General features: G+C 41.0%; 13 protein-coding genes. 6 read left to right on the top strand and 7 right to left on the bottom strand.

Annotation, left to right across the window (positions count from 1 at the left end):
• Positions 1-134: 134 nt before the first annotated feature.
• The gene (locus tag AAZR93_RS09910; RefSeq protein ID WP_294104133.1) at positions 135-386 is read right to left on the bottom strand and encodes a DUF1471 domain-containing protein; all 252 of its coding nucleotides are present in this window, start codon (positions 384-386) and stop codon (positions 135-137) included.
• Positions 387-684: 298 nt separating this feature from the next.
• Here AAZR93_RS09910 and AAZR93_RS09905 point away from each other — a divergent pair, with 298 nt between their 5' ends.
• Positions 685-993, top strand: a complete 309-nt coding sequence (locus tag AAZR93_RS09905; RefSeq protein ID WP_434719715.1) for a GIY-YIG nuclease family protein — start codon at positions 685-687, stop codon at positions 991-993.
• Here the strand turns inward: AAZR93_RS09905 and AAZR93_RS09900 are convergent.
• Together AAZR93_RS09900 and ubiT are read right to left on the bottom strand one after the other, a co-directional pair.
• Positions 966-1,469 (bottom strand): GNAT family N-acetyltransferase, encoded by a 504-nt coding sequence (locus AAZR93_RS09900; RefSeq protein WP_434719714.1) that lies wholly within the window; start codon positions 1,467-1,469, stop codon positions 966-968. The two genes, AAZR93_RS09905 and AAZR93_RS09900, sit on opposite strands and share 28 nt — an antisense overlap.
• The gene (gene ubiT / locus AAZR93_RS09895; protein ID WP_336429323.1) at positions 1,463-1,987 is read right to left on the bottom strand and encodes a ubiquinone anaerobic biosynthesis accessory factor UbiT; all 525 of its coding nucleotides are present in this window, start codon (positions 1,985-1,987) and stop codon (positions 1,463-1,465) included. The genes AAZR93_RS09900 and ubiT overlap by 7 nt, the downstream gene beginning before the upstream one ends.
• A gap of 287 nt (positions 1,988-2,274) precedes the next feature.
• Between ubiT and ubiU the strand changes: the two genes are divergently transcribed.
• Both ubiU and AAZR93_RS09885 read left to right on the top strand, forming a co-directional pair.
• Positions 2,275-3,270 carry a ubiquinone anaerobic biosynthesis protein UbiU gene (ubiU, locus tag AAZR93_RS09890; protein WP_294104142.1) on the top strand — a complete coding sequence of 332 codons (996 nt, stop codon included), beginning with the start codon at positions 2,275-2,277 and terminating at the stop codon, positions 3,268-3,270.
• A 13-nt stretch (positions 3,271-3,283) separates the two neighbouring features.
• Positions 3,284-4,159 carry a U32 family peptidase gene (locus AAZR93_RS09885; protein WP_434719713.1) on the top strand — a complete coding sequence of 292 codons (876 nt, stop codon included), beginning with the start codon at positions 3,284-3,286 and terminating at the stop codon, positions 4,157-4,159.
• Between the two features lie 47 nt (positions 4,160-4,206).
• Here the strand turns inward: AAZR93_RS09885 and AAZR93_RS09880 are convergent, their stop codons facing one another.
• From AAZR93_RS09880 to AAZR93_RS09870, 3 genes are read right to left on the bottom strand one after another with little or no spacing between them, the layout of a single operon-like run.
• Positions 4,207-5,367 carry an ABC transporter permease gene (locus tag AAZR93_RS09880; RefSeq protein ID WP_294104146.1) on the bottom strand — a complete coding sequence of 387 codons (1,161 nt, stop codon included), beginning with the start codon at positions 5,365-5,367 and terminating at the stop codon, positions 4,207-4,209.
• Complete coding sequence (locus AAZR93_RS09875; RefSeq protein WP_434719712.1) at positions 5,367-6,512, bottom strand: ABC transporter permease; 1,146 nt, start codon at positions 6,510-6,512, stop codon at positions 5,367-5,369. Before AAZR93_RS09875 ends, AAZR93_RS09880 begins: the two co-directional genes overlap by 1 nt.
• A gap of 12 nt (positions 6,513-6,524) precedes the next feature.
• A complete protein-coding gene (locus AAZR93_RS09870; protein WP_294104150.1) occupies positions 6,525-7,496 on the bottom strand; it encodes an HlyD family secretion protein in 972 nt (323 codons plus the stop codon).
• A 672-nt stretch (positions 7,497-8,168) separates the two neighbouring features.
• On the opposite strand from AAZR93_RS09870, the gene AAZR93_RS09865 reads away from it, so the two are divergent.
• The 3 genes from AAZR93_RS09865 to AAZR93_RS09855 are packed head-to-tail and all read left to right on the top strand — an operon-like array spanning position 8,169 to position 10,985.
• On the top strand, positions 8,169-9,854 hold the full coding sequence (locus tag AAZR93_RS09865) for a sensor histidine kinase (protein WP_294104430.1): 1,686 nt from the start codon (positions 8,169-8,171) through the stop codon (positions 9,852-9,854).
• 15 nt (positions 9,855-9,869) lie between these two features.
• Positions 9,870-10,586, top strand: coding sequence for a two-component system response regulator BtsR (gene btsR / locus AAZR93_RS09860; protein WP_294104152.1), 717 nt, complete (start codon positions 9,870-9,872; stop codon positions 10,584-10,586).
• 24 nt (positions 10,587-10,610) lie between these two features.
• Entirely contained in the window at positions 10,611-10,985 is a 375-nt protein-coding gene (locus tag AAZR93_RS09855; protein WP_434719711.1) for a YjaA family stress response protein, read from the top strand.
• Between the two features lie 138 nt (positions 10,986-11,123).
• On the opposite strand, the gene AAZR93_RS09850 is transcribed toward AAZR93_RS09855, so the two are convergent.
• Positions 11,124-13,079, bottom strand: a complete 1,956-nt coding sequence (locus AAZR93_RS09850) for a DEAD/DEAH family ATP-dependent RNA helicase (protein WP_294104156.1) — start codon at positions 13,077-13,079, stop codon at positions 11,124-11,126.
• Positions 13,080-13,190 lie beyond the last annotated feature (111 nt).

Here is a 13,190-nt window from a genome sequence, read left to right as displayed (position 1 = left end):
CAGATTTACTCTAAATAATTCGAGTTGTAGCTAGGCGGCAAGCGAATGAGGCGCTAGGAGCATACAAAAGTATGTGACTAGTGCGAATGAACGCGGCCAACAACGCTACGGCTCGAAGTATGACGAGTAAAAGATTATTTATAGATAGCCGCGGTACCATTCATTGAATTTTCACCGCCAGCAGAAATCACACGGAATGAAGTTGCACCAGCTTCATCAGCTTTTTTGGCTAATTGTGCGGTTAAATCATTAACGCTTACTGCACCTGTTACTGAAACATAGCCTGTTGCTGCTTTATCGGTATTTTGAACTTCAGTTGCTGCCATTGTACCGAATGAAAAAGCACCTAAAGTTAAAGCTGTAGCAAATAGTTTTGACATTTTCATAATATATTCCTTTGGTGAATTTGATTTTTAACAGGGGTTTTACTGTTTCCCTGTGATGTGGATCATATTATGCGCTTTAATTAGAAATGAAAATTAGCTAATTTTGCTATAGTTATTCAATTTATTTGAACATAAACCTAGGTTGAGGCTTCAGATTTGTGACAGATTTATATCAATTTCTAGTTAGAATTTAGTATGTTATAAACATTACCATTCAAGAGTATATTCGACCTTACTGCTGATATTTTTCCTTATATATCAGCACAGAATGATAAATTTAAAGATTAAAAATAGGGTTATGAAACAGAATAATTGGTATTTATACTTAATTAGGCAGAAGAACAACGCGTTATATTGTGGAATAACCACTGACGTGCAGCGACGTTTTACCCAACATAAAGAAGGAAAAGGCGCAAAAGCATTGAAAGGGAAGGCACCACTCACACTAGTCTTCCAATGTGCAGTCGGCAATCGTTCTAGTGCATCACAAGTAGAATATAAAATTAAACAGTTGAATAAAAAGACAAAAGAAAGGCTGGTTATTAACCAGCCTGATAATATTATTGATTACTTAGCAAATTATACGTTATCAAAATGCGAAGAATAGGTCACTTGACCGGTGTGATCATTCATTTCACCATTTTCAAGCCCACAAATCATAAAATGCGATTGATGTTCTGGCCATTGACAGTGAATATCATGGTTTGATGCAAGCTTAAAACCAAAGCGGCGATAATAATCAGCATCCCCTAATACCACTACTGCACCATAACCAAACTCATTTAAGCTATCTAAGCCTTCATAAACCAGTTTTTCACCAATACCTTGGCCTTGATATAATTTACTAACAGCAAGCGGGGCTAAACCTACCCACTGAACATCTTCACCATTAACATCCACAGGGGTGAAACCGATATAACCTATCACTTCACCATCGTCATTCGTGGCAACGACACCGAGTGTCAGCAGGCCATCTTCACGTAAATGTTGAACAAGATCCGCTTCCGATCCTGTCGGAAACGTTGCACGTAATAATCTGTCGATACCCATCGCATCAACTGGGATCTCTACTCGGATCAACATGAAGTTAGCGCAAGTGTTTTTTGCTCTGCGCCCTCATCTTCTTGTACTGCTTTAATCACATCCGCCAATTGAAGGAGTGTAAAACGCAATGGCGCAGGCATATTTTCAAGTTCAAAAGCATCCATTAAGTTTTTAACATACAAACCTAATTCCGTATCACCTTCAATAACTAGCCTACGTTGGAAAAACAACGTATCTGGATCTTCTTTACGTGCAGCAATCAAAATCAAGTCATTAGCATTCCCACTGACACTTACATCAGCTTGTGCATGTTGCTTAACAACGAGAACGCCTTCTTGCAAACTAATGAACCACACTAATGCTAAATCGTTGATTGCTACTTTTAGCCATTTACCTTCAAGAAAGTCTAGCTCACCCTCTTTTACCGACTCACGAAACTGCCAACTTAATAGTTGCTCAAGTACTTGGCGTTGCAAGGCAAATGGGGTCACTTTTAAAGGTAACTTCAATAAAGAAGGCCCTTTTGTTATGAGTTGAGAACGAATTTTACCTAACACAATACTGACTCCCGTATCAATTATTGGTCCGTTTCCGCATAACTACTGGGTTGGAGTAGCAGCTTAAGTTGTGACTTAATTTATGATAGCTATCTTGCCAAAAAAATACATTATTAGCTTGATCCTATATCAATTTTTACTCATCTCGCCAATATTTATTTTTTAACTTGCAGACCCTAGCAACGAATACTGATAGCCATTAACAATTTCTCTGCTCTAAATCAAAACCGATAACAGACCATTTGATTAAAATATGCAGTTGTGAAATCGATACAGGGATAGATGTAATGGAATTACTTTGCCCAGCAGGAAGCCTGCCAGCCTTAAAAGCGGCGGTGGATAATGGTGCCGATGCGGTTTATATTGGACTCAAAAATGATACCAATGCACGTCACTTCGCAGGATTAAATTTTACTGAAAAAAAACTGCATGAGGCAGAGCGATATATCCATAGTCGTAAACGTAAATTACATATTGCGATTAATACATTTGCCCATCCAGAGAGTTATCAGCGTTGGAAAGATTCCGTCGATCTTGCCGCTGATCTAGGTGCTGATGCCTTGATCATCGCTGATATTGCGATGTTAGAATATGCGGCCAATAAATATCCACATATTGAACGTCATGTTTCTGTGCAAGCCTCAGCCACAAATACTGAAGCCATACGATTTTATGAACGTAATTTTCAAGTTCATCGTGTTGTCCTCCCTCGCGTCTTATCTATTCATCAAGTAAAACAACTCGCTAAAAATAGCCCTGTGCCTCTTGAAGTCTTTGCTTTTGGCAGCCTGTGTATTATGGCTGAAGGCCGCTGTTATCTTTCATCTTATTTGACCGGAGAATCACCCAATACCGTCGGTGCTTGCTCACCAGCACGCTTTGTTCGCTGGCAACAAACGCCAAATGGGATGGAATCACGCCTAAATGACGTGCTAATTGACCGCTACGAAAAAAATGAAAATGCGGGTTATCCGACATTGTGTAAAGGCCGATATCTGGTTGATGAACAGAAATATCATGTGCTCGAAGAACCCACCAGCTTAAATACGATTGAACTGCTTCCTGATTTAATGGCAGCCAATATCGCATCAGTCAAAATTGAAGGCCGGCAACGTAGTCCTGCCTATGTGACTGAAGTAACAAGAATTTGGCGACGCGCTATCGACTGCTATAAAGCAAACCCAGAACAATTTGTGACTGACCCTAAGTGGCTAAAAGTTCTTGGTAACCTTTCCGAAGGTAGCCAAACCACTCTGGGTGCATATCACCGCAAATGGCAGTAATTAGGGGAATATCATGAAGTACGCTTTAGGGTCAGTTCTCTATTACTGGCCAAAACAAACTTTGAACGATTTTTATCAACTTGCCATGCAAAGTGAAGCCGACATTATTTACATCGGTGAAACCGTTTGCAGTAAACGTCGCGAAATGAAACCAAACGACTGGATAGAGCTTGCCCGCCAACTCGCAAGTAGTGGCAAACAAATAGTCTTAAGCTCACTAGCTTTATTGCAGGCACCTTCAGAATTGAAGGAAATCAGTAAACTGGTTGATAACGGCGAGTTTCTCGTTGAGGCACATGATTTTGGTGTAATAAACATGCTAGCAGAAAAAAAGCTCCCTTTCGTCGCAGGGCATGGCCTCAACTGTTACAACGCACAAACACTCAATATTTTATTACGTGAAGGTATGACACGTTGGTGCATGCCTGTTGAGCTCTCACGCGACTGGCTGATAAACTTGCTCAATCAATGTGACGATATTGGCATTCGTGGGAAATTTGAAGTTGAAGTCATGAGCTACGGACATCTTCCCCTCGCCTATTCAGCAAGATGCTTCACGGCTCGTTCAGAAAACAAGCAAAAAGATGAGTGCGAAACCTGCTGTATTAACTATCCACAAGGCCGTGAAGTACTCTCTCAGGAACAACAACAAGTCTTCATACTTAATGGAATACAAACTCTTAGTGGTTATTGCTACAATCTTGGGAACGAATTGGAGTCAATGAAAGATTTGGTTGATATCGTCCGAGTTTCCCCAGAAAGTGAGCATTCACTTGAGATACTCTCACAATTTAAAGCCAACGAAAATGGACTTGCCCCTATCGCTATTGCAGATAAAAGCTGTAATGGTTATTGGCGACAAATTGCTGGTTTATCAATGATATCGTGATATTTTAAGCAAAATAGGGCTAAATTATATATTCAGCCCTATCAGATTTAAGATTCTTTATGATGTTTACGCCAGCGGTTAAATACATGGCTAATATGGCGTAGTTCGCCATCACGTAACATGCCAATTAACACACCAATTACTGAATAAATTACGCCTAGAATTAGCATCATGACGATATCCATTAATACGTCACTAAACGGTAATCCCATTTGATTAATCCCCGCCATAGCGCTTGTAGCCCATGTGGAAGGCAATGCAGATGCAATCATTCGAACCCAATCAGGCATCGCTTGCAGTGGCCAAATTGTCCCTGACATATAAAAGACCGGTGTTGTAATAAACGCGAGCGTTAGATAAATCATTTCGACACTACGTAAGCACTCAGTGACGAGTTTTCCTAAACCAATAACCGCTAGCAGGAAAGGAAAAGTAAGCATCCAAATTTGGTATAATGGTGCCTCTTGTCGATAACCTAATATCCATGGCCACAACGCGAAAAAAACAGTCGATAGAAATAACCAAATTGGAATTAACGCCGAAAGCGCACCTAAATAAACCGCCAACGGTGGCTTACCTTTTGGTGTTGAGCGAATTGCAATACTGACTCGTACACAAGCAATTAACAATGAATGCTGTAATAACATCACCAATAAGCCGGGAAAAACAATCGCCGCAAAGCTTACACCTGGGTTATACAAAGGTTCAGTTTCACTACGTATCGGCGTAATAATAACTTTCGCTTGCTCTTTACTGTAGCCTGCATTTTGAAGAAGTTGCAGATTATAAGCGCTCAACAAAGATTGATATGCATTAGCCAGCTCTTGCTGAATTTGCCCACTCGCAAGACGGTTTGTTGCATCCCCATAAACCGGCACCGTAATATTTTTACCGCTTAAAAGGTGTTGCTCAAAATCCGTTGGAACAATAACAATCGCAAATAATTTTCTTGCAATCATATCCTGCCGAGCTTGCGCTAAATTATCATAACCATGCAATTGCACTTTCGGCGTCGCATCTAAATCACGAATAAGTGTGCGGCTCGCCACGCTATGATCCATATCGATGACCGCTACAGGTAAATCCCACAGTACGGGTTTTGCATACACTAAACTCATCACGCATAAAGACACCAATAACAACAACCACATAGGTTTCTCTAGCATACCCAATAGCACTTTACGGAAAGTCGCAAAATACATTGACATTAAGCGACCTCCCCTTGCATTTCGAGCCGTTTAACCAGTCTTTTACGGATCAAAAATGCAGTCACTACCGGATAAATCAGCAAAAATAGACACACTTGAATAATGCGAGAAAATGAAATTTCGCGCAAAAAGATGTCAAACATGGCATTTAATGTATGCGTAAGCGGTTCAATATTCGAAATAATTTGAGCCGGCAAAATCATTGATAATTCAGGCACCGCCATCCCAGAGAAAGCTAAGGCGATACTGACTAACATCCCGATTAAGCTGTAAGCCATAATGGCGCTTGAGGTAAAGCTAAAGAGTAGTAATCCAATACTCTGCGCCGCTATCACATAGAAAAAGCCCACCATAACCATATAAAGAGGATTACCGATAACTTTTGCATCGAAAATGGTCACTAACGCCGCGAGCTCGACAATTAATAAGGTCGTAAAAAATAAGGTATAAGGCGCCATCTTACCTAACAAAGCCATGGTAAACGGCTTCACGCTTTGTAATGTTGTGCCTCGAGACATGGTATAAATGGTACAAGTCACTACAAATAATTGCAGCATATGAATAGTCGCGGCAAATTGCTGATAGTAAATATAGCTACCACTCGGATTAAACAGACTGTCATAAGACAACGCAACCTGCGCTAGTGGCGGTAATGAACGCCCCATCGACTTAGCCATTTCTTGGCGGTACTTTGCATTAAGCTCGGCCACTAACCCACTAAAGTCTTGAATCGCATAACTACCTGATGCATAAAATAATGCGTTGTAGTACATGCGCAGCTCTGGCTGACGACCTCGTAAAATATCCTCTTCAAAGTTATGTGGGATATATAACAAGGCGTAGTCTTTAGAGCTGCCAAGCCTTTTTAATGAAGTATTCAGATTATCATCGACGGTTTTAACATCAGCGTGAGGCCCTGCATTCAAGTCTCTAATAATTTGTCTAGAAATCGGACTATGGTTGTTATCCACCACTGAAACGGGCAGATCCATCAAGGTTCCCTCTGAAAAGTTAGCACTAATTAGCGTAAACAACATCAAAGGAAATAACCAACTTAGCCAGTGAAATACTGGGCTGCGGATAGCCATCTTGGTTTCGCGACTAAAGGCGTGTTCAAAGCCATGCCAAGCGAACTTTAATTTCATTCCAGCACCTTTTTATTTATCCCAGTGCCATAACACACTCATTCCAGGTCTTAAACCGTTCACAGGCTCTAACGGATATAGGCGCACTTCAAACGTTTTTAAATCAAAATCCCCTGTAGCTCTGGTCGCACGCTTTGTGGCGTAATCACCTTTTGGTGCAATATAACGAATTTGTGCCTCAATCAGTTTATCCCCCAAAGCAGGTACAGATAACTGAATCTTATCCCCTTTTTTTACATCGACTAAAATATCTTCGCGTAAATTATAAATAAAATAGGCTTGAGGAATACGAATCAATGATATCAGCGGGCTGCCCGCATTGAATAATTCGCCAATTTCAGCAGGGATAGGACCCACTTCACCATCTACAGGTGCTTTAACCTGTAAATCATCCACTTGTACTTGTATTTCTGCGAGTTTTTGCTCAGCTTGATTAAGCGCGGCTTCATATTGATGACGTAATTCAACACGGTCACCATGTTGGCCTTCGTCTAAACGCGCCTTCGCACCTTGAACCTGCTGGAACGCCACATCTTTAGCTTTTCGCGCGCTATCCAATTCATTTGCAGAAACGTAGCCTTTACCAGAAAGACTGCTTAAACGCGCAAACTCACGAGTTGCATTTTGATACTGTGAATTTGCTTCCGCTAAAGAAGCTTGTAAGTCACGAAGGGTTTCTTCACGGGTACCATTAATCGAGAGGTCAAGCTGCGCTTGAGCCTGTGCTTTTGCTGCTTTTAACGCTGAATATTGTGCTTGTAGCTCTGGGCTTTCTAAGGTCAATAGTAATTGCCCTTGTTTAACATCATCGCCACGCTCAACATGGCGTTCAATCACTCGCCCTTTTGCTTTTGAAGTCACGATGACTTCAGGAGCATCAACTTCACCCTGTAACAATAGATATTGATTATGGGAATGAAAAAGCGCTGCCGCTGCTATTAAGATAAGCATCAACAAAATCAGTACTATTGTTCTTTTTTTCATTATTTATATGAGCCTTAAATAATAACGTAGGTAACTATCATCTCTAGAGTATGACAATAAATGCAGTGAGATGTTAATAAAATCGTGCGGAAGATCACAAAAAGTGAGGCCTTTGTATAATATTGGAGCGATTTATTTCTTATGTCAAATAATGATGAACTAACATAATGCGAATGTCGATTACTTAACCAACGACTTACGATATAATTGTAATTCTAATAAATATCTATCGATACTGCTCTGTAGGTAGCCGTATACCCTAATTTCATATAACCCCCCACAACATGAATACCACGAGCTAATGCTCTAAATAATTCATGATGTGGGTAGGCGACTAGCGAGGATATCTTGGGGAGCATACATAAGTATCTGACCCAAGTAGCCGAGTGAAGTCAACACCCCCACAACATGAATATGACGAGCCAATGCTCTAAATAATTCATGATGTGGGTAGGCGACCAGCGAGGATATCTTGGGGAGCATACATAAGTATCTGACCCAAGTAGCCGAGTGAAGTCAACACCCCCACAACATGAATATGACGAGCCAATGCTCTAAATAATTCATGATGTGGGTAGGCGACTAGCGAGGATATCTTGGAGAGCATACATAAGTATGTGACCCAAGTAGCCGAGTGAAGTCAACACCCCCACAACATGAAGTATGACGAGCATGTACGAATTTGATTTAATTTTACTCCTACTCCAACAAATGTGCGTCTACCTGGTTATCGCTTGGGCGCTAAGTCGAACCCCACTCGTCATTCCTCTACTAAAAGTGAGTATCCGCTTACCTCACAAAGTGATGTGTTACCTGATTTTCTCTGTATTTTGTATTATCGGAACATACTTTGGCTTACACATTAATGATTCAATTGCGAATACTCGTGCAATTGGAGCGGTTCTTGGTGGCTTACTTGGAGGCCCTGTTGTTGGTTTTGCTGTTGGTTTCACTGGAGGCTTACATCGCTATTCACTAGGGGGTATGAGCGCATTTAGCTGCATGATTTCGACTATTGTTGAAGGTCTCATTGGTGGCTTGGTACATCGTTATTATATGAAACGGGGAGAAATTAATAAGATATTTAATCCCGTCACAGCGAGTTGTGTCACTTTCATCGCTGAAATAATTCAAATGCTCATTATTCTTTTACTCGCTCGTCCTTTTGATGAAGCATTAGAATTAGTCAAAAACATTGCTGCCCCAATGGTAATTGCTAATACAATTGGCGCTGCGATGTTTATTCGTATCTTACTGGATAGACGCGCTATTGTTGAAAAATACACCAGTGCATTTTCAGCGCAAGCCCTCAAGATTGCACTTTGTACCGATGGTATTTTACGATCAGGCTTCAACGCTGATAACAGCATGAAAGTTGCAAAAATTATTTACCAAGAATTAGAAATTGGCGCGGTTGCGATTACCGATCGTGAAAAAATACTGGCTTTTATTGGATTAGGTGCCGATCATCATCGGCTCGGAACGCAAATTGCCTCAGAACAATCAAGAAGAGCTATTGAAAACAATGAAGTTGTCTATGCCGATGGTAGTGAAACACCCTATAAATGCTCCCTTAGTCCGAGCTGTAAACTAGGTTCTGCCCTTGTTATTCCTTTACGAGGTGAGAACGATCGCGTTATTGGCACAATTAAGCTATACGAAGCTAAAAATCGACTCTTTAGCTCAATTAACCGCACCTTGGGCGAAGGGATTGCCAGCCTATTCTCCGCTCAAATTTTAGCCGGGCAATATGAACGTAATAAACAATCTTTACTGCAATCAGAGGTAAAGCTGCTTCACGCACAAGTGAACCCTCACTTTTTATTTAACGTGCTTAATACCTTACAAGCCGTTATTCGTAAAGATAGCCAACAAGCCAGCCAACTGGTGCAGTATATTTCGACCTTCTTTCGCAATAACTTAAAACGTCCCGAACAAAATGCAACATTTGAAGAAGAACTAGAACACATCAATGCCTACTTACAAATTGAAAAGGCGCGTTTTAGAGAAAACTTACAAATTCATTTAGATATCCCTAATGATGTAAAACATGTGGAATTGCCTGCTTTCACGTTACAACCCTTGGTAGAGAATGCAATTAAACATGGCACCTCACAGTTATTAGAGACCGGATACATTACAATACGCAGCTATATTCGCAGTGAACATGTTTATATCGAAATTGAAGATAATGCGGGCCTCTATAAACCCGCAACGAAATGTGATGGACTGGGAATGAGCTTAGTCGATAAGCGCCTTCGCTTAAAATATGGCGAACAATATGGCATCAATGTTGAGTGTGAACCTGAACAATTTACACGAATGAAAATACGCCTACCCTACACTTTAAAAAAATAACATAATTGAATTTCTATGAATGTATTAATTGTTGATGATGAACCACTTGCCCGTGAAAATTTACGTTGTTTACTTGAAGAACATGATGATATTGAAATCATTGGTGAATGTAGCAATGCAATTGAAGCTATTGGCATTATCCATAAAAAAAAGCCCGATGTTGTTTTTTTAGATATCCAAATGCCGCGGATTACTGGCCTTGAAATGGTCAGTATGCTTGATTCAGAAGAACGCCCTCATATCGTTTTTCTAACAGCCTTTAATGAGTTTGCGATTCAAGCGTTTGAAGAACATGCTTTTGATTATTTATTAAAACCATTAGAAAATGAAAGATTAAATAAAACCTTACACCGGTTACGCCAAGGCAAACAAAAACAAAATCTGGAATTACTAAGCAGCAATGAGCCGCTTAAATTTATTCCGTGCACAGGCCACAGCCGTATTTATTTAATGAAATTAGATGACGTTCTCTATATCACCTCACGTATGAGCGGTGTCTACGTCATGAGTACGCAAGGTCAAGAGGGATTCACCGAGCTGACACTGCGCACGCTTGAAATGCGCACGCCATTAATTCGTTGTCACCGCCAATATCTCGTTAATATGACCCAATTAAACGAGATCCTCCTTGGCGATAGTGGTCAAGCAGAGTTAGTTCTAAGCTCTGGAGAACATATCCCTGTCAGCCGACGTTATTTGAAACCGCTAAAAGAAGCACTTGGATTGATTTAATTCATCATAAAAAGGAGCAATATAATGGCCGATTTTTATCTTCAAATTCGTACAAATTCAATGATTTTAAAAAATGTTGAAACCCATGAAGAACACAGCGTAACAGGGGAGTTCTCTTCATCTAGATTAATTATTGGTGATTTTGCTACTGCTGAATATGTTTTATTTCAACTTATTGATGCAATGAAGCTTAATGTCAGAATGCCTTTAACACCTCACCATCGAATTGTTGTCCAAGCACTCGAAAAAAATGAAGGTGGCCTGAGCCCTGTTGAGGTTCGAGTTTTAGAAGAGGTCGTAGTAAGCGCATTCAATCATAAAGTGAAAAAAGTTGTGGTGAGTCACGACGAGTTACCAATGTCTCAAAAACAAGCAGAAACGTTGTTAAATCAAAAATAAAACTTTTAATTAAAAAAACAACTCAACTAAGAATAAATAAAAAAACTGCACCTTAATCAGTTGATTCTCAACTTTTAGGGTGCAGCTTAAATATTATTTCATAATGGAAGTTTTAAACACTTCCATTAAATCATGCTATTACGCGTTATGGCTGCTGCTACGACGACGTGGAGCTGCTGTGTTCGCATCTTGGCTACGAGGAGCTGAGCTTGAATTCGCACGGCCACGGCTTTCACCACCACCACGACGCTCGCCACCACGGTCAGCACCGCGCTCTCCACCACGGTCATTACGACGACCCGCGCCGAAACCACCTTCACTTCCGCCATCACGACGAGGACCACTACGGCGTTCAGTACGACGTTCAAATGGTTGTGCATCACCCATCAATTGCATTTGCATTGGTTTATTCAATACACGTGCACGGCTTAGGTGGCCTAACACTTCAGTTGGCATGCCTTTTGGTAATTCAATCGTTGTATGTGTACCATACAATTTAATGTTACCAATATAACGGCTGCTGATATCTGCTTCGTTAGCAATCGCACCAACAATGTGACGAACTTCCACACCATCATCACGACCCACTTCAATACGATACATTTCCATATCACCAACATCACGACGCTCACGACGGCCACCACGTTCACCGCGTTCTGCACGGTCAAAGCTGTTACCATTGCTGTTTCCGCTATTGCGGTCACGGTCACCACGACGACGATCATCACCACGGTCACGATCATTTGATTCACGACGCGGACGGCGCGGTGCATCTGGTGGCAGAATTAAAGCACGTTCACCTTGGGCCATTTTCAACAATGCAGCTGCTAATGTTTCCATATCTACATCTTCAGATGGAGATATTTTTGCCAATAATGCACGGTATTTATCTAAATCACTGCTATCCAGTTGTTGTTGAACTTTTTCAGCAAATTTAGCCTGACGACGCTCGCTTAATACGTTTGCATCTGGTAATTCAACTTCAGGAATAACCATTTTCATAGTGCGTTCAACGTTGCGCAGAAGACGGCGTTCACGGTTCTCAACGAACAGTAAAGCACGACCTGCACGACCTGCACGACCAGTACGGCCAATACGGTGAACGTATGATTCAGCATCCATTGGGATGTCGTAGTTAACAACTAAGCTAATACGCTCAACATCAAGACCACGTGCTGCAACGTCAGTTGCAATCAGGATGTTCAAACGGCCATCTTTTAAACGCTCGAGAGTTTGTTCACGCAGTGCTTGGTTCATATCACCATTCAATGCTGCACTATTATAGCCACTACGTTCAAGCGCTTCAGCTACTTCTAGTGTTGCATTTTTGGTACGAACGAAAATAATTGCAGCATCAAAATCTTCCGCTTCTAAGAAACGAACTAATGCTTCATTTTTACGCATGCCACTTACTGTCCAATAGCTTTGTGAGATATCAGGACGTGTAGTAACACTCGCTTGAATGCGAACTTCTTTAGGATCTTTCATGAAACGACGTGTAATACGACGGATCGGATCTGGCATAGTAGCAGAGAACAATGCGGTTTGATGATTTGCTGGGATTTGGCTCATGATGTTTTCAACATCTTCAATAAAGCCCATTCTTAACATTTCATCAGCTTCGTCTAATACTAAGCCTTTCAGTTTAGAAAGATCTAAAGTCCCACGCTTCAGGTGATCAAGAAGACGACCTGGTGTACCCACAACAATTTGTGGACCTTGGCGTAAGGCGCGTAATTGCACGTCATAACGTTGTCCACCATACAGGGCAACAACATTAACGCGGCTCATATGTTTAGAGAAATCACTCATCGCTTCCGCAACTTGTACCGCCAACTCACGAGTTGGTGCTAATACTAGGATTTGCGGTGCTTTTAATTCTGGGTCGATGTTATTCAGTAATGGCACACCAAACGCAGCAGTTTTACCACTACCCGTTTGTGCCATACCCAGTACATCATTGCCGCTCAGTAACAATGGAATACATTGTTTCTGAATCGGAGAAGGTTTTTCATATCCCAGGTCGTTTAGTGCAGCCAAAATTGGTGCTGATAAACCTAACTCAGCAAAAGAAATATCGGTCTCAGTAGTCATGTAAAGGTGCCTTATACTTAGTGGCGGCCAGTTTACATAACTCCACGAAAATCATTTCGGTCATTATCATTTAAAATGTGAACTGGCTCAAATTGTGTTATTAAACGAACA

Origin of the sequence: Providencia sp. Je.9.19, from assembly GCF_051129765.1 — a bacterium.
Taxonomy (GTDB): Bacteria; Pseudomonadota; Gammaproteobacteria; order Enterobacterales; family Enterobacteriaceae; genus Providencia.
The sequence above is the reverse complement of the archived record's forward strand: the minus strand, read 5'-3'. Positions and strand labels throughout refer to the sequence as shown.

What these genes read in the sequence shown, in the direction of transcription:
- AAZR93_RS09910 (WP_294104133.1), bottom strand. Translation starts at nt 386, where the DNA reads ATGAAAATGTCAAAACTATTTGCTACAGCTTTAACTTTAGGTGCTTTT.
- AAZR93_RS09905 (WP_434719715.1), top strand. Translation starts at nt 685, where the DNA reads ATGAAACAGAATAATTGGTATTTATACTTAATTAGGCAGAAGAACAAC.
- AAZR93_RS09900 (WP_434719714.1), bottom strand. Translation starts at nt 1,469, where the DNA reads ATGTTGATCCGAGTAGAGATCCCAGTTGATGCGATGGGTATCGACAGA.
- ubiU (WP_294104142.1), top strand. Translation starts at nt 2,275, where the DNA reads ATGGAATTACTTTGCCCAGCAGGAAGCCTGCCAGCCTTAAAAGCGGCG.
- AAZR93_RS09885 (WP_434719713.1), top strand. Translation starts at nt 3,284, where the DNA reads ATGAAGTACGCTTTAGGGTCAGTTCTCTATTACTGGCCAAAACAAACT.
- AAZR93_RS09880 (WP_294104146.1), bottom strand. Translation starts at nt 5,367, where the DNA reads ATGTCAATGTATTTTGCGACTTTCCGTAAAGTGCTATTGGGTATGCTA.
- AAZR93_RS09875 (WP_434719712.1), bottom strand. Translation starts at nt 6,512, where the DNA reads ATGAAATTAAAGTTCGCTTGGCATGGCTTTGAACACGCCTTTAGTCGC.
- AAZR93_RS09870 (WP_294104150.1), bottom strand. Translation starts at nt 7,496, where the DNA reads ATGAAAAAAAGAACAATAGTACTGATTTTGTTGATGCTTATCTTAATA.
- AAZR93_RS09865 (WP_294104430.1), top strand. Translation starts at nt 8,169, where the DNA reads ATGTACGAATTTGATTTAATTTTACTCCTACTCCAACAAATGTGCGTC.
- btsR (WP_294104152.1), top strand. Translation starts at nt 9,870, where the DNA reads ATGAATGTATTAATTGTTGATGATGAACCACTTGCCCGTGAAAATTTA.
- AAZR93_RS09855 (WP_434719711.1), top strand. Translation starts at nt 10,611, where the DNA reads ATGGCCGATTTTTATCTTCAAATTCGTACAAATTCAATGATTTTAAAA.
- AAZR93_RS09850 (WP_294104156.1), bottom strand. Translation starts at nt 13,079, where the DNA reads ATGACTACTGAGACCGATATTTCTTTTGCTGAGTTAGGTTTATCAGCA.